This window comes from Klebsiella michiganensis, assembly GCA_000963575.1.
GTDB classification, from domain to species: Bacteria; Pseudomonadota; Gammaproteobacteria; order Enterobacterales; family Enterobacteriaceae; genus Cedecea; species Cedecea michiganensis_A.
Window position 1 is genome coordinate 1,367,780 of sequence record CP011077.1, and the last position, 20,419, is coordinate 1,388,198.

23 protein-coding genes and 1 pseudogene are annotated in these 20,419 nt (G+C 52.9%); 13 read left to right on the forward strand and 11 right to left on the reverse strand.

Annotated elements, in window-relative coordinates; genetic code table 11:
- Positions 1-31: 31 nt before the first annotated feature.
- Positions 32-661 carry a hypothetical protein gene (locus tag VW41_06495; GenBank protein ID AJZ88707.1) on the forward strand — a complete coding sequence of 210 codons (630 nt, stop codon included), beginning with the start codon at positions 32-34 and terminating at the stop codon, positions 659-661.
- A gap of 166 nt (positions 662-827) precedes the next feature.
- The gene (locus tag VW41_06500; GenBank protein AJZ88708.1) at positions 828-2,309 is read left to right on the forward strand and encodes an amino acid permease; all 1,482 of its coding nucleotides are present in this window, start codon (positions 828-830) and stop codon (positions 2,307-2,309) included.
- Between the two features lie 60 nt (positions 2,310-2,369).
- Here the strand turns inward: VW41_06500 and VW41_06505 are convergent, their stop codons facing one another.
- Positions 2,370-3,077: a hypothetical protein gene (locus VW41_06505; protein ID AJZ88709.1), complete on the reverse strand. Its 708-nt coding sequence runs from the start codon at positions 3,075-3,077 to the stop codon at positions 2,370-2,372.
- Positions 3,078-3,104: 27 nt separating this feature from the next.
- Positions 3,105-3,824 (reverse strand): GntR family transcriptional regulator, encoded by a 720-nt coding sequence (locus tag VW41_06510; GenBank protein ID AJZ88710.1) that lies wholly within the window; start codon positions 3,822-3,824, stop codon positions 3,105-3,107.
- A 236-nt stretch (positions 3,825-4,060) separates the two neighbouring features.
- Here VW41_06510 and VW41_06515 point away from each other — a divergent pair, with 236 nt between their 5' ends.
- The 4 genes from VW41_06515 (at position 4,061) to VW41_06530 (ending at position 9,377) form a co-directional block, all read left to right on the forward strand.
- Complete coding sequence (locus VW41_06515; GenBank protein AJZ88711.1) at positions 4,061-5,488, forward strand: phenylacetaldehyde dehydrogenase; 1,428 nt, start codon at positions 4,061-4,063, stop codon at positions 5,486-5,488.
- Positions 5,489-5,523: 35 nt separating this feature from the next.
- Positions 5,524-5,973 carry a polyketide cyclase gene (locus VW41_06520; protein ID AJZ91879.1) on the forward strand — a complete coding sequence of 150 codons (450 nt, stop codon included), beginning with the start codon at positions 5,524-5,526 and terminating at the stop codon, positions 5,971-5,973.
- A gap of 289 nt (positions 5,974-6,262) precedes the next feature.
- A complete protein-coding gene (locus tag VW41_06525; GenBank protein AJZ88712.1) occupies positions 6,263-8,167 on the forward strand; it encodes a spermidine dehydrogenase in 1,905 nt (634 codons plus the stop codon).
- Between the two features lie 7 nt (positions 8,168-8,174).
- Complete coding sequence (locus VW41_06530) at positions 8,175-9,377, forward strand: alcohol dehydrogenase (protein ID AJZ88713.1); 1,203 nt, start codon at positions 8,175-8,177, stop codon at positions 9,375-9,377.
- Between the two features lie 75 nt (positions 9,378-9,452).
- On the opposite strand, the gene VW41_06535 is transcribed toward VW41_06530, so the two are convergent.
- The gene (locus VW41_06535; protein AJZ88714.1) at positions 9,453-9,701 is read right to left on the reverse strand and encodes a hypothetical protein; all 249 of its coding nucleotides are present in this window, start codon (positions 9,699-9,701) and stop codon (positions 9,453-9,455) included.
- A 378-nt stretch (positions 9,702-10,079) separates the two neighbouring features.
- On the opposite strand from VW41_06535, the gene VW41_06540 reads away from it, so the two are divergent.
- Complete coding sequence (locus VW41_06540) at positions 10,080-10,778, forward strand: pseudouridylate synthase (GenBank protein ID AJZ88715.1); 699 nt, start codon at positions 10,080-10,082, stop codon at positions 10,776-10,778.
- Between the two features lie 24 nt (positions 10,779-10,802).
- Here VW41_06540 and VW41_06545 read toward each other — a convergent pair whose 3' ends face one another.
- The 4 genes from VW41_06545 to VW41_06560 all read right to left on the reverse strand — a co-directional run bounded on the left by VW41_06545 (position 10,803) and on the right by VW41_06560 (position 14,212).
- Entirely contained in the window at positions 10,803-11,048 is a 246-nt protein-coding gene (locus tag VW41_06545; GenBank protein AJZ88716.1) for a hypothetical protein, read from the reverse strand.
- Positions 11,049-11,110: 62 nt separating this feature from the next.
- Positions 11,111-11,974: a membrane protein gene (locus VW41_06550; GenBank protein AJZ88717.1), complete on the reverse strand. Its 864-nt coding sequence runs from the start codon at positions 11,972-11,974 to the stop codon at positions 11,111-11,113.
- Complete coding sequence (locus tag VW41_06555) at positions 11,971-12,186, reverse strand: hypothetical protein (GenBank protein AJZ88718.1); 216 nt, start codon at positions 12,184-12,186, stop codon at positions 11,971-11,973. Before VW41_06555 ends, VW41_06550 begins: the two co-directional genes overlap by 4 nt.
- Positions 12,176-14,212 (reverse strand): fusaric acid resistance protein, encoded by a 2,037-nt coding sequence (locus tag VW41_06560; protein AJZ88719.1) that lies wholly within the window; start codon positions 14,210-14,212, stop codon positions 12,176-12,178. Before VW41_06560 ends, VW41_06555 begins: the two co-directional genes overlap by 11 nt.
- A 69-nt stretch (positions 14,213-14,281) precedes the next feature.
- Between VW41_06560 and VW41_06565 the strand changes: the two genes are divergently transcribed.
- On the forward strand, positions 14,282-15,076 hold the full coding sequence (locus VW41_06565) for an AraC family transcriptional regulator (protein ID AJZ91880.1): 795 nt from the start codon (positions 14,282-14,284) through the stop codon (positions 15,074-15,076).
- 438 nt (positions 15,077-15,514) lie between these two features.
- Here VW41_06565 and VW41_06570 read toward each other — a convergent pair whose 3' ends face one another.
- Entirely contained in the window at positions 15,515-15,940 is a 426-nt protein-coding gene (locus tag VW41_06570) for a hypothetical protein (protein AJZ88720.1), read from the reverse strand.
- A gap of 90 nt (positions 15,941-16,030) precedes the next feature.
- Positions 16,031-16,396 carry a hypothetical protein gene (locus VW41_06575; protein AJZ88721.1) on the reverse strand — a complete coding sequence of 122 codons (366 nt, stop codon included), beginning with the start codon at positions 16,394-16,396 and terminating at the stop codon, positions 16,031-16,033.
- A 160-nt stretch (positions 16,397-16,556) separates the two neighbouring features.
- Between VW41_06575 and VW41_06580 the strand changes: the two genes are divergently transcribed.
- Positions 16,557-16,784, forward strand: a complete 228-nt coding sequence (locus VW41_06580; GenBank protein AJZ91881.1) for a hypothetical protein — start codon at positions 16,557-16,559, stop codon at positions 16,782-16,784.
- 78 nt (positions 16,785-16,862) lie between these two features.
- On the opposite strand, the gene VW41_06585 is transcribed toward VW41_06580, so the two are convergent.
- Positions 16,863-17,486: an ADP-ribose pyrophosphatase gene (locus VW41_06585; protein ID AJZ88722.1), complete on the reverse strand. Its 624-nt coding sequence runs from the start codon at positions 17,484-17,486 to the stop codon at positions 16,863-16,865.
- Between the two features lie 266 nt (positions 17,487-17,752).
- Here VW41_06585 and VW41_06590 point away from each other — a divergent pair, with 266 nt between their 5' ends.
- Positions 17,753-18,088 (forward strand): hypothetical protein, encoded by a 336-nt coding sequence (locus tag VW41_06590; GenBank protein AJZ88723.1) that lies wholly within the window; start codon positions 17,753-17,755, stop codon positions 18,086-18,088.
- A 27-nt stretch (positions 18,089-18,115) separates the two neighbouring features.
- Entirely contained in the window at positions 18,116-18,559 is a 444-nt protein-coding gene (locus VW41_06595; protein AJZ88724.1) for a DNA mismatch repair protein MutT, read from the forward strand.
- Between the two features lie 122 nt (positions 18,560-18,681).
- Here VW41_06595 and VW41_06600 read toward each other — a convergent pair whose 3' ends face one another.
- Positions 18,682-19,221 (reverse strand): hypothetical protein, encoded by a 540-nt coding sequence (locus tag VW41_06600; protein ID AJZ88725.1) that lies wholly within the window; start codon positions 19,219-19,221, stop codon positions 18,682-18,684.
- Positions 19,222-19,254: 33 nt separating this feature from the next.
- On the opposite strand from VW41_06600, the pseudogene VW41_06605 reads away from it, so the two are divergent.
- Together VW41_06605 and VW41_06610 are read left to right on the forward strand one after the other, a co-directional pair.
- A pseudogene (locus tag VW41_06605) lies at positions 19,255-19,491 on the forward strand (hypothetical protein).
- Between the two features lie 410 nt (positions 19,492-19,901).
- The gene (locus VW41_06610; protein ID AJZ88726.1) at positions 19,902-20,399 is read left to right on the forward strand and encodes a type VI secretion protein; all 498 of its coding nucleotides are present in this window, start codon (positions 19,902-19,904) and stop codon (positions 20,397-20,399) included.
- The last annotated feature ends 20 nt before the right edge of the window (positions 20,400-20,419 follow it).

Consider the following 20,419-nt stretch of genomic DNA (forward strand, 5'->3'; position numbering starts at 1 on the left):
ATGTCGGAGAAACTTTCCCCGGAGTAAACCGATGCAGCCCTACCATCCTCCCTTTTCTCTGACTTCCTCTATCCTTAGCCGCACGATTGAAATTGGGGAGCTGCAGCGGTCATCGATCGCCCAGCGAACCTCACCTCTGTTACGCAAAGAAAACCGTATCCGCACTATCCATGCTTCTCTGGCAAGAGAGCACAACAGCTTAGCCGCTCAACAGGGGACTGCGCGTGTGGAGGGCAGGCGGCTTTGGCAGGCGCTGATCCTGAGTGAGTGGCGCGCCGGGCTTGACTGGTTGCCGGTTGAGACGCTAATTCACGACCGACAGGAAGCCTATTATCGGGTGCTCAGGGCGTGTGACCGACGGAGTGGCGGTCCTGCTTTTGTGGAGTTTATGCTGGATATGCTGCCGATGGGACTGAAAGAAGGGGGGGCCCACAGCCGGCTGGAGGAAGCGCCAGCCTCGTTTTTTGCCGGACGGTTGAGCGTAACGGCCGGGCAAATCCTGAATTTAATTGTGGAAGAACCGTCGATAACCATAGCCCGACTGGTGGAGACCGCTGGCTTAACCAGCCGCACCATAGAGTGTAATCTCAAAACGCTTCAGCAAGAGGGTCGGCTAAAGCGCAGAGGTGCCGCACGACATGGCTACTGGCGAGCAAAATGAAGCGACATTTTTCAGGGATGTGGCATCATTTCCACCTTTATTTTATTAACAATAAGATAACATTATATCTAACAAAATTGTGACAAAGCACAATATACATATAACTTAATATGTTTTATAAAATGTAGCCATTGCCTGCAACTATGCCCCCTAAAGAGAAAGACATATGGAACAGACATCTGCTACAAAAAGTACCGATCCACAGCCGGAGAAGGGCCAGCAGTTCAACCGCTCCATCGGCCTGGTATCGAACTTTGCGCTCGGTTTTACCTACCTCTCACCGTTGACCGCCGTGTATTCCCTGTTTGCGCTGGCGATAACCCTCGCCGGGCCACCCGCCATCTGGTGGATCCTGATTGCCGCCTGCGGGCAGTTACTGGTTGCCCTGGTGTTCGGGGAAGTCGCTTCGCAATATCCCATTACCGGAGGCCTTTATCCCTGGGCCAGAAGATTGTGGGGGAAAAAATACGCCTGGATTGCCGCGTGGATATACCTCTGGGCGCTGGTGGTGACCATTACGTCCATCGTTGAATACACGTCGACCTTCGTGGCTTCGCTTTTCCATTACGGTGATACACCGCTTGCGATGCTGCTCACATCCGTGGTGCTGCTCACCATCATGATGGGCGTCAACATGTCGGGGACGAAAAACCTGGCGAGGGTCGCCCGCTTCGGCTTCTGGTGCGAAATCATCAGCGTGATTGCCCTCGGTATTTATTTGCTGATTTTCCACCGCAATCAGCCTTTCTCCGTGGTGTTTGACGCCATGGGCGCGCTGGCGAAAGACGGCAGCTACGGCACGGCGTTTATGTCGGCGTCGCTGATGGGGCTGTTTATGTTTTTTGGCTTTGAAGCCTGCGGTAACGTGGCGGAAGAGGTTAAAAACCCAGGGCGTAAGATCCCGGTGGCGATGATCCTTAGCATCGTCTTTGGGGCTATCTCTGCGGTGATCTCTATCCTGGGTTATCTACTGTCATCCCCGGATCTGATGAACATTGTGAACGGTAAAATAGCCGATCCGATCCCGGCGATTCTGAATGACGCGCTGGGTGAGAAGGGCGCCACGCTGTTTATCGTGATTGCTATTGTGGCAATGCTCTCCTGCATCCTGTCGCTTCAGGCGGCGCTGAGCCGGCTGATCTTCTCGTTCTCCCGCGACAAAATGCTGCCGGGCAGCGAGTGGATGGCGAAAATCTCGAAGCACAGCGTGCCGGATAACGCGATGCTGATAAGCTGCCTGCTGCCGATGGTGATTTGCGTCTGGGTTTACTTCCAGCCTGATAACCTTGCCCGAATCACCGCGTTTGCCGTGATTGGGATTTATGTCTCCTTCCAGATGGTCATTCTGGCTGCTCTGCGCCAGCGGCTCAAGGGCTGGAAGCCTGCGGGAGAGTGGAAACTGGGTTCATGGGGGATGCTGGTCAACGTGCTGGCGCTGGCCTACGGTATAGGCGGGATCTGGCTGCTGGCCCAGCCTGCGGACAGCCCGGACTTTATTGACCGCTGGACGGTGCTGATCGGCCTGGCGCTGGTCATCGGCTCGGGGCTGGTTTATATGTCGATTGCCAGACCTTTTGGTCACTCCGATGCGCCTGAAAATGACGCCATTGAATACGCCAAACGGCTCAATCTTTCTCGCGAGTATTAATCTAAGGGCCTTCGGGCCCTTTTACTTTTGTACTTATTTTAACCGCAACGTTTAAGGGCCTTATGACCCCTTTGTTACCAGCTCATATAACGTGCAGTATTCCGTGTTATAGACTTCAACCGCCTCTGAGGTATTCAGTAATTCACCGACGCGGTATTTAGGATAAGTAGAGAAAATAATCCGCTTGTCTAAATTAGTCAGCATAACTTTGTGGTTATTGAACAGCGGAAGTAATTCTTCCTCTACTTCGCTGACCAGCACATCAATTGCCGCCACGCCGATGAAACGCTGGTGAAAATAAACCGGCATAGCCGACGTTAAGGTATAAGACGTATTACAAACGTAATCGACATAAGGGCCGTGAATATACGCCTGGCCGTTTTCCTGAGCATCTTTAAACCACTCAAAGGTCCTGAAATCCAGCCGCTGTTGGGTGGCCTGATCCAGGTCGAGATTCACCTTTTTTACGCCGTCGGCCTTTTTGTACCACCACTCCAGCAGCCAGTACTCTTTTTCCTCCGTGCTGCCCGCAATGTGGCTGGCAAAACCAGAGCCTGAGCAGTAAGGCGTTTCGTTCAGCGTCTCTTTGATATGTTCCTGGATGGATCGCTTTACCGCAGGATCCAGCAGCAGTTTGTGATCGTCGCCGTGAAATGCCGCCAGCGTGGACTCAACCTGCCCGGCAAGCGCAATGGTTGCCTTGATGGTGGTGGTAATAATGTCGTCAATCTTACGGGTAAAAGGGATGAGGCTTGCAGGTACATTCATGGTGATGCCCGTGTTGTTGTGTCGGTTTTATTTATATTTTAATTTACTTTCAATGAGATAGAGGGTGAAGGTGTCAATTAGCTGCGTGGCTAATCGCACTGCCTCCGGCTCATTATGGGTTTCCAGCGCAGCAATCAATTCGGTATAAACATCAATCACTTCTCGATGAACCGCTTCGTCACGGTAAAGAATGGCCACCAGAGACGCCCATTCGGCCTGCAGCAGCAGCTCCTGGTTGGCAAGCCTTGCTGACTGGGAACTGGCGGAAAGCGCCAGCAGGCAGCGCATATCTGCCTGGGTTTTTAACTCCGGCGTGCTGGCAGATTTCAGCGCTTCAACAAACTCCCGCAGTCGGGTGATATCCGCGCTGGTCATGCGTCTGGAGGCGAGCCTGGCGCTGTGGCTAATTATGGCGCAATGCATTTCGCCGAGGTCTGAAATATAGTCTGAACTGATAGTCTTAAAAGGGTGAAGCGGCGTCTGAAATTCGCCGCTATTTTCGCAAACAAAGCTGCCGCCATTTCTCCCACGAACGGTATGGATTAAATTATTCGCCCGCAGCGTATTTAGGGCTTCACGTATTGTAATGTGGGAAACGCCCATCATTTTGGCAAGGTCGGCCTCATTAGGAAGCTGCTCATTTGCCTCAAGCAAACCAGTAATAATTGCATTTGAAAGCCGCTGCACAATTTGATCGGATCGACTTGCCTGTCCTATAGGTGCGAATATTACTGCGTGAGTAATCATAGTGCTCTCTGATTAAAATTCCCTGAATCAACGGTTATTGATAGCACAGCCCGGGCCTTTAAGAAAGGCATCGACGGGCTACCAGAAACGGCTGTTTTCACGTCTTGCCCGGCATCGCCATGTAAAAATATTGTTAAATTGTGGGGTTGATCATGTTGCTATAAAGCGCAGATTGAAAAGTCGCCAACCAAAAGATATTACATAATATTGTTTATGTTTAATGTGAGGAGAAGGCGATGCAAACCCTGAAGCATTTTATCAATGGGCAATATGTGGCGGGCCAGCCAGCCACGCTGTTTGATCTGGTCAGCCCGGTAAACGGCGAGGTTTACGCTCAATCGCCTGACGGCGGAGCAGAAGAGGTTCGTGAGGCTTACGCGGCGGCAAAAGCGGCGTTCGCAGTATGGAAACATTCCCTGCCTTCCGAGCGGCAGCGTGCCCTGCTGAAGCTCGCCGACGAAATTGAGCGTAACGCCGCGCGTATTGTGGAGGTGCAAAGCCAGGAAACCGGCCAGCTTAAACACTTTATCGAGCGCGATGAAATCGCAGCCTCCTGCGACGCTATTCGCTTCTTTGCCGGGGCGGCCCGCTGTCTGGAAGGCAAAGCTTCCGGGGAATATGCCGCCGGGTTTACCTCAACCATTCGCCGTGAACCGCTGGGGATTGTCGGGCAGGTCACGCCGTGGAACTACCCGTTCATGATGGCGGTGTGGAAAATCGCTCCGGCGCTTGCGGCGGGTAATACCGTGGTGCTGAAACCGAGCGATACCACGCCTATCAGCACGCTGATTCTGGCCGAAATTGCGGCACCTTTATTCCCTCAGGGCGCATTCAACGTGGTGTTGGGCAAAGCGGGAACGGGGTCGCTGGTGGTGTCCAACCCGGAAGCTTCGCTGGTGTCGATAACCGGTTCCGTCCGCGCCGGGCTGCAGGTTGCCGCCTCTGCCGCTGCCAACCTGACCAAAGCGCACCTCGAATTAGGCGGCAAAGCGCCGGTGGTGGTGTTTGCCGATGCGGACATGAACAAAGCTGTAGAGGTGATTACCGCCGCCGGTTTCTCTAATGCCGGGCAGGATTGCACCGCCGCCACGCGTATCATCGTTGAAGCTTCCGCGTATGAGGCTTTCCTCGAAAAGCTGATTCAGAAAACCAAATCAATCACCTTCGGCGAGCCGGATGACCGCGGGGCTTTATACGGCGCGCTCAACAGCCGCAACCAACTGGAGCAGGTGACGGGCTTTATTGACCGGCTTCCGGCCCATGCAAAAATTGAAACCGGCGGCAAAAAGGGCTCGGGCCCGGGCTTCTACTTTGAGCCGACGATTATCTCCGGGCTGAAGCAGCACGATGAGGCTATCCAGCACGAAGTCTTTGGCCCGGTGATGACCATCCAGTCTTTCAGCAGCGAAGAAGAAGCGCTCAGCAGAGCCAACGACGTGGAGTATGGCCTCGCGGCGAGCGTCTGGACCAGCAGCCACGGCCGGGCACAGCGTTTCAGTACCCGCCTCGATTTTGGCACCGTGTGGATCAACAACCACATCCCGCTGTGCGCGGAAATGCCCCACGGCGGATTTAAAAAGTCCGGCTACGGCAAAGACCTCTCGTCTTATTCGCTCGACGAATACACCCGGATCAAACACATCATGTGCGATATCACTGAATAAGGATCTTAGAGATGAAAATAGTCAATGCTGCTGCGCTGTCGCTGTTTTTCTTTTCAGCCCTGGCGCTGGCCGAAAGCACTCCGCTTTCCGTCGTGAAAAATTATATGGCCGCGTGGAATGCCCATAACGCGGGGCAGGCGGCGGAGTATCTCGCCAGTGATATGGTCTATTACGATGCCGCCGTCGGCACGCCGGTGGAAGGGAAAGACAAAGCCGAGACAGAGGTGATTGGCGCGTTTATTAAGGCGGTGCCGGACCTGCACTGGCAGATGACCAGCGAGCCGGTTTACAACCACGACACCATCGCTTTCCGCTGGACGTTCAGCGGCACCAACAGCGGCGAGTGGGGCGGTAGCCCGGCGACCCACAACCCCATCAAGTTTGAAGGCGTGAGCTTTATCAAAGTCAGCCACGGCAAAATCAGCTGGCAGGGCGACTATTACGACTCGAAGAAACTCGACGAAGAGCTCAAGCCGCGCCAATAGCCCGCTGAACGCCGCTTTCTGACCGTTATCAGCGGGCGGCGAGCAGGCCACCCGGTACCAGAGAAGACACTATAGTTAACAGGCTTATCGCGTAGCGAAGCGGCAGGGAGTTTGTTATCATTTGGTTAACAATATGTCTATACCCTAAATAATTCGAGTTGCAGGAAGGCATCAAGGCCGTGAATCCTCAGGAGCATAGATAACTATGTGACTGAGGTGAGCGGATGCAGGTAACGCACATGCAACTTGAAGTATGACGGGTATAAAGGACTGATAAAAAAGGTTATCTATGTCTATTACCCGACGTGACTTTCTTAACGGGATGGCAATTGCAATTGTCTCTGGTTTAACGCCTCTGGAACTGGTGAGGGCAAACGGCAAAGCACCCGGCAGCGCCGTGATTAATGCAGATTACTATCCGCCAGGCCTCACCGGTCTGCGCGGCAATCATCCCGGCTCGTTCGAAATGGCGCACGCCCTGGGCCGCGAGCACGAAAAGTTCGACTTCGCTAAGCTGCCGGTAGAAGAAGAGTACGATCTGGTGGTTGTCGGCGGCGGTATTAGTGGCCTGGCGGCCGCCTGCTTCTGGCGCGAAAAAATGGGGAACGACGCCAAAATCCTGGTCCTCGACAACCACGACGACTTCGGCGGCCACGCCAAGCGCAACCAGTTCAATGTCGGCGGTAAAACGCTGCTCGGCTACGGCGGCAGCGAGTCATTCCAGTCGCCTGACAGCAACTTCAGCCCGGTAGTTCACGGCCTGATGGATTCTCTGGGCGTCAGTATCACGCGAATGAAGAGTAGCTTTGACGCCACCTTCTACCCGGATCAGAACCTGAGCCGCGGCGTGTTCTTCGATAAAAAGAACTTCGGTGAAACCAAAATCGTTAGCGGCGACCCGGGCCGGGCGGTGTCGGACGATATTCCGCCGGACAGACTGAACGGCCGCAGCATCGAAGCCTTTATCAACGACTTCCCGCTCAGCGAGGCAGACCGCAAGGCGCTGCTGGATCTGCACGTCAACCCTGCCGATTACCTGCCAGGCATGACGGTTGAGCAGAAAAGCGAATGGCTGGATACCCACAGCTATCATGAATTCCTTGAGAAGAAAGTCGGCTTAAGCAAGATGGCGCTGATGTACTTCCAGCAGCGTACCAACGACTTCTTCGCCATCGGCATTGAAGGCGTGAGCTGCGGCGACGCCCGGGCCTGTGCGCTGCCGGGTATGGAGGCGATGGGTTTACCGCCGCTGGATGGAGAGGCGCTGGCTGACCTTGAAGAGCCGTACACCTACCACTTCCCGGACGGCAACGCCGGACTGACGCGCCTGATGGTACGCAAACTGATTCCTGAAGCGCTGCCGGGCAGCACGATGGAGGATTCCGTCACCGCAAGGCTGCACTACGAGTTACTGGATCGCCCGGAAAACGGCACCCGCATTCGCCTCAACAGCAGCGTGATTAATGCCGCCAATGCCGATAACGGGGTGGTGGTGAGCTACATCAATAATCAGAGCGGCAAGCTGCACCGCGTGAAGAGCCGCAACGCCATCATGGCGGGCTACAACATGATGATCCCGTATATCGTGCCGGAGGCGCCGGAGCAGCAGAAAGAAGATCTGCGCCTCAACGTCAAAGCGCCGCTGGTCTACACCAACGTGGTGGTCAACAACTGGCGCGCTTTTAAAAACACCGGCGTGCATGAATTCTATTCCCCGGCGGCGCCGTACAGCCGAGTGAAGCTCGATTACCCGGTCAGCATGGGCGATTACCATCACCCGCAGACGCCGGATGACCCGATGTGCATCCACATGGTGTATGTGCCGACTTATCCGGGCAGCAACATGTCTCCGCGCGAGCAGTTCCGCCGGGGCCGTGCGTTCCTGCTTGGTTCTACCTTTGAAGCCCATGAGCAGATGATCCGCTCTCAGTTGCAGGAGATGCTGGGCCACGCCGGCTTTGATCACCAGCGCGATATCGCGGCAATCACGGTCAACCGCTGGGCGCACGGTTACGCCTATTACGCTAACTCCCTGAGTGATGACATGGAGAAAATGCCGGAAATTATCAACCGTGCCCGCCAGCCGATAGGCCGCATCACGATTGCTAACTCTGACTCAGACTGGAGTGCCTACGCCCACGCGGCTATCGACCAGGCATGGCGTGCAGTAAACGAACTTGTGGCGATGGGGTAACCAAAAAATGAAACGAATTTTAGCGGCTATCTCAATCCTCTTTTCTGCCAGCGGCTTCGCTGCCGTGTCGCAAGGTGAGTATGTGGCACGCGCGTCAGACTGTGTCGCCTGCCATACCGTAGACGGCGGGCAGGCAATGGCCGGGGGCAAAAAGTTTTCTACGCCGGTGGGCGATATCTACTCCACCAATATCACGCCGGACAAAACCCACGGTATTGGTAGTTACAGCTATGAAGATTTCGAGAAGGCAGTTCGCCGGGGGATTGCCAAAGATGGGCACGCCCTTTACCCGGCGATGCCTTATCCTTCCTACGCCAAAATGACCGATGAGGACGTGAAGGCGCTGTACGACTACTTTATGAAGGAAGTCACCCCGGCGGCGACCGCTAACAAAGAGAATGACATTCCGCTGCTGCTGTCGGCCCGCTGGCCGCTGCGCGTGTGGAACGGCCTGTTCGTGGATGATGTGAAATCCGGCGGCGAGGTGGTTGAAGCCCACGGGGATAACGCGGAGAAAATCAAACGAGGTGCCTATCTGGTACAGGGCCCAGGCCACTGTGGCGCCTGCCATACGCCACGCGGCATGGCAATGCAGGAGAAAGGCTACGATGATTCCAGCCCTGAGTTCCTGAGCGGAGCGATGATCGACGGCTGGTATGCCCCTTCCCTGCGCGGCATGAATATGTCCACCCAGGAAGTGAAAGATCTGCTGAGCAAAGGCCGCAGCCAGCATCACGCTATTGCTGGCCCGATGGGCGAAGTGGTGACCCAAAGTACTCAGTACCTGACGGATGCCGACCTGGAAGCTATCGCGCTGTATATCGCCAACTTCAAGCCACAAAAAAACGCGGCCACGGCGGTGAATGCTGCCGTGTTTTCGTCGCCGTCCGACGGTAAAACCCTCTACATGCGCTATTGCTCAACCTGCCACAGCCCGGACGGGAAGGGTACGGACTTTAACGTACCGTCGCTGGTGGGCAACTCGGCGGTGATGGCAAAAGATCCGTCCTCTCTTATCCGCGTGATAGCCGACGGGGCGCATACGCCGCAAACCCAGGGCAATATTCCGTTCATGATGCCAGGCTACAAAGGTGTGTTGTCTGATAAAGAGATGACCGACGTGGTGAACTACGTGCGCGGTTCCTGGGGGAACGGCGCGCCTGCGGCAACCGAGGATGAGGTGAAGAAGATTGCCGGTGAGGGTAAATAGCTCAGCCAGTTAAGCATTAAACGGGGCCTTTATGGCCCCTTTTTTGTGGCGGGCGAAGTGGAATTTTTATTATTTTCAGGCCGCGTCATGGGGACGAAAGGTTGCATCACCGCGACCGGCGAGCAGCCCTTCCATCGAGATGTCTTCGTTGAGAGCATCCCAGTGAATACCGCGTGCGCTTAATTCATCGTCGGCGCGCTGCGCCTGGTTTGCATGGAGCAACTTTGGAAACCATTCCAACGGTACGCCTAACGTGCGCCCATCTCTCAGTTCCACCCACATTTTTTGCTCATCAAAGCTCAGATGTTTAGCTGAAATAGCCATACCATGCCTCTGTAAATAATTTCCGGTGATGTTTAACGTAACCTTCCAGTTCGGTAACTTGTCTGGAATTGAAACCATCATTACGTGCAAGCGTAACAAAAGGACATAGCCAGAATTTAGCTTCGGCCTCTGAGTTTCGCACATGAATGTGTTGCGGCTCGAGGGGAGTTCCTTCATTCGAATAGAAGAAGAAACTACCTTAGTATGACAGGCATAAGTCCGCACTCCATGCTCAGGCGTCACGTTTTCCAGAACGTGAAAAAATTATCCGTTCCTGAAATGAGTAGAGCAATTATCAGGCCGGATGGGGGGTCATAATTGAGCAATGCCTCGGGAAATTCGCTATCATCCGCCTCCACTCTCCAGCCGGGCAGCCTGATGTCTACGATTATTGATACTTTTATTGCCCCGCCTTGCTTTGATGAGATAGAGATTCTTTATCAGGACGAGCATCTGGCGTTGATCAATAAACCCTCCGGCCTGCTCAGTCTTTCGGGGAAAAATCCGCAGAATCTCGACTCGGTGCATCATCGGCTGGTACAGATATTCCCCGGCTGCACGCTGGTGCATCGGCTGGATTTCGGCACCTCCGGGCTGATGGTGATTGCGCTTAATAAGACGATCAATGCCTTGCTCTGCCAACAGTTCAGCCAGCGTTCGGTGGCAAAGATGTATACCGCGCTGCTGTGCGGGCATCCTGAAAAAGAGGAAGGGGTAATCGACGCGGCGATTGCTAAAGATCCGTCGCTGTTTCCGCTGATGTCGATATGTTCCGTCAGCGGCAAGCCAGCCCGGTCGCGTTACAAGGTTATGGCGCGTTTTTATCGTGAGCTGGAGAATGGCACACGGCTGCCGTTGACGAGGGTGCAATTTACACCGGAAACCGGACGCACTCACCAGCTACGTATACATGCGCAGTATCTGGGGCATCCGATCCTGGGCTGCGATCTGTATGGTGGCCTTGCGCTGCCGGGCACCGAATGGGCAACGCGGCTGATGCTACATGCCAGCGAACTGCATTTTGTTCACCCCGTCAGCGGCGATCCGATGGCTGCCAGATGCGACAGCCCGTTCTGACGGGGAAACGCGTTGCGGCAGAAATTACTCGTTGCCCCACTGATTGAGAAACTCAGCGATTTCGTCAATGCGCTGTTCGGCAAGGCCTGCCTCAACGGCCATCTCACCCTGCGCTTCTTCGCTGATTTCCTCGTTGTTCATTAAGCGGGTAATCAGCAGCTGGAAATAGCGCGCCACGGCGTCTCGTTCCTCATCAGATACGGGCTTTGCCGACTCCGTCGAGTACTCGTCCGCGATGTCATAGTATTTCAGGTCGATTTCGTTGTTCATTATGGTCTCTGGGTTTGTTAGCCTGGCCGCGATAATAACATTGTTCAGCCGGATTCAGCGCGCTAAGGCGTGACAGAAACACTCGCGGATAAGCCCGCCACTAACTCAATGCCTTCAGGCAGCCTGTCGATATGAATGCGTACCGGCACCCGCTGAGCCAGGCGCACCCAGCTAAAGGTTGGATTAACGTCCGGCAGGCCAAGATCGCCGGTTTCATCATTGCTGTCGCCGATGCCGTGGCCGATACTCTCCACATGGCCGGGTATTACGGGGTCAAATCCCATCAACGCTATCCGCGCACGATTCCCCACGCGGATATGTCGCAGCTTCGTCTCCTCAAAATAACCCACAATCCAGAAGCTCTTTGCATCAATGATGGCGACTTTTGTCACGCCTGCGGTGGCGTAGTCGCCGGGGCTAAGTCTGAGGTGCGTCACATAGCCCGCAACCGGTGCTTTAACGGTGGCATGGGCCAAATTGAGTTGCGCCAGTTCCAGCGCCGCCAGCGCGCCCTGGAAATTGGCCACGGCTACGTTTGCCGCACTGCGGGTTTGCTGTAAATCCTCTTTGGAAATTACGCTCTGGAGCTGCGTGCGTCGCGCGGCGGCGTCCTGGCGCATCAGCATTTCGTGGCGCTTCACTTCAACTTCAGACTGGGCACTGCTGACGGCGAGCTTTAGCCAGCGCGGATCGATGGAATAGAGAATATCGCCGCGGTTCACCCATTGGTTGTCCCTTACGGCAACGCTGCTCACGGGGCCAGAGACGTCTGGCGCAATCTGAACAACGTCGGCGCGAACCCGGCCATCCCTCGTCCAGGGTTTTTGTGATTCATGCTTCCACATCGTAAAAGCCATAAATAGGGCCGTTGCGGTCGCGATAAGCGTCAGCGCGTAGCGGCCTGTGAGAGCAAAAAACGATTTCATACGATAAACCCCAGGGCGTTCAGCCCCTGCATTAGCAGGAATGCGGTGAAAATATAAGCGGCGAAATCAATCAGTGGCCGACAGGGAAGGCGGCGGTAAACCCCGTTGAGCATCAGCAGCGAAAGCAAAAACAGAGTGCAGAGCAGCGCGACGAGCGCGATGACCAGCAGGGCGGGGAGATAAACCCCGCCAATATTTACGTCACCAATCATTAGCCGGCTCCTTAGCTGAAATATTCAGGGCACAATGCAAATCCATTAGCCCGCAAATAAGCCGCCGGGTCAGCTCATCCGCCGCCGGAGAATGCGCGTCTATCAGCGAGAAAACATCTGCCTGTATTTTTTGGACGTCTGTTTCGCAGGCCAGCCGGCCAAGCACCTCATAAATCTGTGCGGCGGTTTCCCGGGGGAGTTGAGCCTGTACCTGCCGCAGATGTAGCGTGGCCAGGCCCGTGCGCAGGTAGTGCAGCATTTGGTTAAGTATTTGCTCTGCGCACTGTTCGTTTCGCGGCAGGCGCGGCAACAGTAATGCCGTTCTGTCGATCATCAGGTTTGTCCAGGACACCTCATCCGGCGTGAAAGTGCCTTTTGCGCTGCGTTTGATGTCGCGGCGGCAGAGCAGAAGCAGGCGATTTATTGCCGCATCGGCCCGCACGGTTTGCAGCAGCCCCATGCCAAACACGGCAAAGCCGATAGCAATGAATAAAGCGGTGGCGGTGTTGAGTGCCACAGCGAAGTCACCGCCGTAGTGGGGGCCCAGTCCGGATAAAATAGGGAGCGTTAAGGTTATCCCCATGGCCATAAACGTCGTCGGTGGCCTGGCCTGCAGCGATCCAGCCAGTAAATAGACGGGGGCGAGTGAGGCGGCCAGCACGCTGAAAGTGGTGATTTGCGGCAGGACCGCAAAGCTGAAGAGCAGGCTTATCGCCACGCCATACAGAGAACCAATAATGTATTTCATAAGGTGGGGCGCGGGGGTGTCGAAGCTGCCAAACAGCGTGCAGCAGACCCCGAGAACCGACACCGCCGTGGCACCGTCCGGCCAGGCCGAATAAATCCACACCAGGCACCCGACTAACACCAGAGTGAAAGCGCCCAGCGCGGTCTTTGCCGCGGGCAGACTGTCGCGATGAAGCACATAGCCTTTGGCTGCCGGCTCGTCTGCCAGCTCCTGGGCTGAATGCGCGATTGCCTCATATAGCCTGTCGCACTGCAGCAGAAGAGTGATGGCTTCATAAAGGTAAGCGGCAAAACTTGCCTGCAGCGCCTCTTCTGGATTAAGCGCCGCTGCAGCCAGCATTTTCGCTAATACCGAGCTTTGTTTTTCCAGCGCTTTGCCCGTGATCCCTTGCTCGCCTGTATCTGCATCATTGAGCCAGCTTTGGACGTCATTCGCCAGCCGGAGCAACTGCGGTTGCAGCACGTTTATCAACTGCCTGCGGTCGTTTAGTTCACTGTTCACCACTAACAGGCGCGCGAGCTTATCGTGCAGCTTATTTCTGGCCTGCCCGACGGGAACGGCAAGGGCAAAGTCAAAAGGAACATGGTGGTTGAGGCTCTGTAAAATCTGAAGCGGCAGGGCCATGTGCAGGTGTTTTGAGCCTGACGACGGCCCGCCGCTCAGCGAGGCCGCCACGGCCTGTCGCGCCGAGCGCAGCGTTTCTGAGACTTTGGCGTTAAACAGTCCGGCGATTCGCTTTGGCAAAACATAGCGGTGGACGAGGCTCGCGCAGAGTATTCCCAGCGAAATTTCCTGCACGCGAGTGATTGCCGTATCGAAAATTGAACCGGGATCGTGCAGGGCGGGGAAGCCTATCAGGCTCGCCGTGTAACCCGCTAACACAAAGGCGTAGGCGCGGGGCGTGCGCTCAAGCAGAGAGAAATAAAGGCACAGGGCTATCCAGCCGGTGAGCACCACGCTGCACAGCACAGGCATATTCACACATGCAGGCACAATCAGAACGGTCGCCGCGGCACCGACAACCGTTCCCGCCAGGCGATAAATTCCTTTGCTTAGCGAGGCCCCAACCGTTGTTTGCGACACAATATACACAGTGACGATGGCCCAGGAAGGCGTCCCCAGCCCGATAGACAAAGCGAGGTAATACGCCAGCATAGCTGCCGCAAAGCTTTTGGCTGAATAAAGCAGGGCGTTAGCATCATTCCGCAGGCCGGATGTAACACGCTTTTCCCATAAAGGGGGAAGGCGGCAGACGTTTATTTTGTTCATAGCGGCCATTATTGCCGCGTTACAGGTAGCGCTAAATATCCTATTCTGTCAAAAAATCCCTAAATGTTGCCAATCAGCATGAAGCCACTGTCCGCCACGACCCTGTACGATCCCGATACCGCACCGGGCCCGGCCATAGCGCGCCGGCTTGATTTTGCCGATTACGGAGAGGAGGTGCCTGTTCACGTCCACCGTAAGGGGCAACTTATTATTGCGCTATACGGGGCGGTAGTTTGCCGGGTGGAAAATGAGATATGGATAGTACCGCCCGACTGCGGCGTCTGGATCCCTGATGGCGTCCCTCATAGCGCCAAAGCAACCTGGAACGCACATCTGGATTATTTGTTCGTGGCGCCCGGTGCAGGAGCGCTGCCTGCGAAATGCTGTACTTTAGCGATTTCACCCCTGATAAAAGCCCTGGTTGGGCGTTTAACCTGCGAGAGCGAGGACTATGCCCCCGACAGCCACGCGGCCCGCCTTGCCAGAGTGACGCTGGATGAATTAGCGGTGATGCCGGAGCAGAATTTCAGCCTGCCCGTTTCGGCTAACCCAAAGATACGCGCGCTGGCCGACGCGCTGGTCAGCCAGCCTGAGGACCGAAGTACCCTAAAAGCATGGGCCAAACGGCTGGCACTCAGCGAACGTTCCCTGGCCCGGCTGATGGTGCGAGAAACGGGGCTGACCTTTGGGCGATGGCGACAACAGCTTCACTTGATTATTGCGCTTAAGGAGTTAGCCAGCGGGGTGTCGGTGCAAAACGTGGCGACAACACTGGGCTATGAATCGGTGAACGCCTTTATCACCATGTTTAAAAAGACCATGGGCAGTACGCCAGCGCAGTATTTTGCCGAACGAAAAGCCGGGGAGAAATAAGCTGTGTTTTGCGAGAGCGGAATAAGAAGATTGCTAAGACGGGGTATATAATGCCGTGTATTTCCAGAGGGTGGTTTTAGCGCGAGGGACGTTATGCCTGACTGTTTATCTACAGACCATGCTGTTGCCTTAGCCTTATCGGCGGGCAATCGAGTTCAAAGTATCACTACGGGGTGGTCGAAAGTTGAAAAAGTTGTGTATATGGCCGACAAACTAACGCCTTCCCTTCGACAGCGAATACAGGCATCAGAGCCGTCTCTGCGTTATCGGCATTCAGAAGCTTCTCCCCATAACCCGCCGGAAGAAGGGTTTATCTGCGAGAAACATAAAATAGCAATCTCATTCCCTAAGTGAACAGGTTCTTAGCGATGGGGGCAGGGGGCGTCGGTGTTTCAATCGCACGGCATCCTGCCCGGCTGTCGTCTGGTTGCGGGGGCCCTATGGTCGACCGTTATATCCGTCCCAGTAAGTCTGAATGGCATTGGTTTTCATGATCTCAACGCGTTTTTCTGGCTGGTCTGCCTCATATGCCCGGTTAATGAACATTGTCTTTTGCTCTTCAGGTGAAAAAGGCCCCTTTCCACTGCTGAAACTGTTCACTCTTTGCTGTGCCTGAACGGTTGTCAGGCCCGAGGCCCGATCTTTTTTACCCATATCGTAAAACTGGCTAAGAAATTGCGCCATCAGACGGGTGTTGTCTGCCGTTAAGGGGGCAGTGTTGGGATCAAAGTGAATTCGTTGTAGCTGAAAGGCCATGTGACGGGCATTTTTTTCTACACTGCCCAGATGGCTGGTACAGGCTACCAGGAAGAAGGGTATCAAAAATAAAAATAGTAAAACCCGAGCTGATTTCATCGCAGACATTCCCTGTGGATATTAGAAGATCATGGTAATTTGATGCTTAGTCAAAGGTAAATCGCCAGCCTGAGGGCAGGACAAACGCTAAGAGAAACGTTAATTAGGGCACAACCCGCTGGGTTTTTTTATTGGCCCACACTCGTTAAAGCCATAAACCTTATAACCTTTACTCTGCATGCAGGCAAAAATTCTTTCATTTCTGCGAACAATTTCTTTCGGCGTTTCATCTCCCTGTGCCGCATTTAATCCCCAGTTTTTATCATCAAGATTTTCGTTTCGATCGACGCCGCAACTGTAGAGCGCTTCCTTTCGTTCGCGAATGTTCGTCTGCCCTGTTGAATCCACTTTTTGAAAGAGTTGTATCCAGGGAACATAGTGGTAGTTAGACGAATCCATATCCGCCACCGCGCAGCCGGTTAAGCTCATAACCCCTGCCAGTAAAAATATCGGTCTAAAGTACATAGCTATCCTTTTGATAATTATATTTTTATATGGGTTTGTGTCTTGTTTCTCTCGCTCTGACCCTGGACATAAATGTGCACAATTTTTCAGCTTCGATATCTGGTGTTCAAAATCTGGTCACGCTAAATTACTCGTCTGGTTCTCAATGGCGGGTGACAAAATGAAGGTATTAAGTATCCTGGGCGCAACATTGTTAGCGACATCATTCCATGCAGCAGCATTCGTTTCCGGTTCCTCTGTTCACCCTGAGCAGGCGGTGAATGGGAACAATAATGCCGCCAACGGGCATGCGATTCCCTCTGAAGCCAACTACGATATCACCAAAATTATCCCAATTGCGGGCTGCAACTGCGCCTTTTGTACCGCTTTGCGTAGCGCGAATTTATAATCCGATCTTACTGTTACAGGCCCGGATTATCGTAACGATAGCGGGCACTGTAAGTGCCTGTCACCTCGCGTTTATCTGCTAGTCATACCACGGTTGCCGATCGCTGGTGGCAATCTCCATGCTGACAATCAGCTCTTCCGGCACGATACGCGTTAACGACAGTTCAGGCAGGTCGTTAATGTCGAAGAAGCCAATATCGGTAGATTCGTGGCTGGTAGCAAGGCTACCGCCAGTTTCTTCACACAGGAAGATAAGCTTGTAGACGTGCCAGGGCAGCGGTGGATGTCCGTGCAGGTTGCGGTCCCACACCCCCAGCAGTTTGATCACCTTCACTTCCAGCCCGGTTTCTTCCACTACCTCGCGGCAGACGGCTGCGGATGGGGTATCGCCCACATCGGCCCAGCCGCCGGGTAAGCTCCACTTGCCATCCTCCGCTTCTTTGACCATCAGCAGCCTGCCGTCACGAATAATAAAGGCGCGGACGTCGGTTTTCGGCGTGGCGTATCCGGATTCGGAGACAGGGGTCAAGGTTTCTGCATCGATGTTAAAACGAGCGCGAAGCAGGTCTTCGGCGATCTGACGGAGGGTTTCGTAGCGTTCCTTGTCAAACACATCTTTGGCGTACGTCAGCCCGTTCTGAGCAATAGCATTGAGTTTCTGAGCGACTGTATGGATATCGGTGTCTTTGATTGCGTCCGGCATTGTTCTCACCTGTGTTATGCAGAAAGAAAAATTCAGTCAGTGGACAAACGTAGCAGTAGAATCAATGGATTGAAATGCGTGTAGGCCAGGGGAAACGAGGCGGTTTCCGGCTAACCCCCTCATTTCTGGCATTATCTTGTTGAGAATCTTTGCGCTAATCTATGCCCACTTTAGGATAATGATGAATAGCAAACTTACCACCAGGCGCACTGTCTCGCTGCTATAACGGCAGTCAGCTCTGCCAGGGTACGAGGAGAACTTAATAAATGGATCATTTATCAGCACTCACTGTCAGTGACTTAGTTTCTTTTACGATCGTAATACTAATTGGTTTCTTCATATTCATCAGAAGGCGCAGAAATAATAGGGTCAAATCCAAAGGCATTTTTATGTTCGCGCTGTTAGCCGCCATATCATTTTCGGAAGTATTCAATAGTATTTACACCACGTATTCTTACCAGCATAATCGTTTATACAACAATGATAAATTTACAACTGCTTTTAATTATGATTTATCGAATATTATTTTTTATACAATAATTATGCTTGTGGCTGTTGTGCTTTTTATTCAGGAGTACCGTATTCGAAAGCGTGCTTGTTAATAGAAACCATGTATGTAAGAGGGAAAAATGCGTACTCGACCATCTTCTCGCTTAATAGTTATTTCACCAGAAAGCCATGTTTTGTTGTTTAATTTCTGCCATAAAGATGATGCTTTGCGTGGCAATGCGTACTGGGCAACGCCGGGAGGCGGGCTTAAACACGATGAATCTTACGAACAGGCTGCTTTGCGTGAGCTGTTTGAAGAGACGGGGTTAACAAGAAAAACCGCAGGGCCGCAGATAGCATCCAGAAACTTTAAAATGATGTTACCCAGCGGGGAGATCGTTCTTGCAGAAGAACGTTTCTTTATTATTCATGTGGATAAGTCAGATATTGACTGCTCGAATTGGACTGACAACGAAAAGAAAGTCATTCGGGATCACCACTGGTGGACAGTGGATGAGCTCAAACAGACCAGTGAAATAATTTTCCCGCGCGATTTGATCATCAGTATGATTGAAAAAAGTTAACCTGGCTGCTGTATCGAACTTGTTCAAAACGCTACTGCGACAAAGCCAGACTTTAGACCGGGCTTAGCCAGAGATAGTCCTGGCGGCCCGGTAACACCAGACCGCCTGAACTCAATCAACCATTACCACATCAAATCATCAGGCACGACGAAGTCCGCGTACGGATCGTCTTCGTCTTTAGCTTCCTGGGTAAGTTCGCTGCTCAATACAATAAAGCTGGCATCACGCTGTTTAATTTTATCGGCAACGCCTGCGGGAATGATGGCGTATTCGCCTTCCGGATTTTTATCTGAAATCAGGCGGGCAATGGCCAGACGGCCTTTGGTCAGCTGAGTCTGGGTCACTTTATCGACGTACACTTTTTTAATTAAGTTATTGTCCGTGAAGTTATAGCCGATATCGCCCTTCGAAATAACAATGCGGTTCATTTCGATCAACTGCTTGATCTGTGCCTTATATTCCTTGGCCAGAGTGGCCTGCTTTTGCTGTTCGCTGAGTTCTTTATCACGCTCAACCTGAGCCTGTTTATTGGCTTCAACGGCTTCCCGCGCTTCACGAGCCTGCACGCGTGATTTCTTCGCGGTGCGCTGCACTTTGGCCACTTTTTTGCTGCTGACGAGGCCTGCTTTGAGCATCTGCTCTTGTAACGTAAGTTTGGTCATGTTCTTTTCGACGGCTGAGGGATCATTGAAGGGATTATATCCTTAATGCTTCCGGTGATTCCATGCTGTGGACATGCAAAGCTCAACCTATTTATAACGTCGGGCAATGATGTCATTCAGTTGATTGACCGGTTCGGGTCGTTTAAAGACTATATGTGCGGTGCCCTTTTGAACATACTTGATTGCAAACACCCGGTCCTCGTAGCCGTTGCTGTGCCGGTGCTCATGAACATGATCGCTGAGGCATCGGGTAACGTCGGCGCCGGTGTCAGGCGCTCAAGGCCAGCCCCAGTGAAACCTGAATCCCCTGTGGCCATATTTGACCAGGCCGCTGACAATAATTTTCTTTCCAGCCTTTCTGAAATATATGCCTGAAAAATGAATGAGTATTTTTAATATTAATATATTGATTTAAATCAATTCAATATCATTTCATTAACAATTCTCCTTGTGCTTTAACTATTACGACATAAATATTCGTTTCGTGTACTAGCGGTAGTTCATTTTACTGACATGTCAGTGTTATTCACTATTAACATTTAGATGAAAATTCCTAAGAATTTACTTAAAGAAGATTAAAGATCGGTAAATTTGATCTCTTGTCGATCATTATTCTATTATCGCTTATAAAGAACTTTCGTTTGAAAAATGTACGCAGCGATAAACCGAGGGATGATGAGATGGCTGATAGTTTCCAGAATGAAGTGCCAAAGGCACGTATTAATTTAAAGCTTGACCTGCATACAGGGGGAGCCAGCAAGAAAACTGAGCTCCCTCTTAAATTACTGGTGGCGGGCGACTTTAGTAATGGTCAGGAGTCTGCACCATTGTCTGAGCGTAAAAAAGTTAACTTGAATAAAAATAATTTCGACTCAGTTCTTTCCGAATATTCGCCAAAAGTGAATATGACCGTTAAAAACACGCTTGCCGGTGATGGTAGCGAAGACAATATCAGTCTTACATTCCAGAGCATGAAAGATTTCACCCCGGAGCAGGTTTCCCGACAAATTCCTCAGCTGAAAGCCATGCTTTCCATGCGTAATTTGCTTCGCGATTTAAAGGCTAACCTGCTGGACAACCAGGCTTTCCGAAAAGAGCTGGAAAAAATTCTGCTCGACCCTGCACTAAGCGCAGAGCTCAGAGCCGAACTCTCGGCCCTGGCCCCGAAACAGCCATAACGATCACGATGATCTAACGG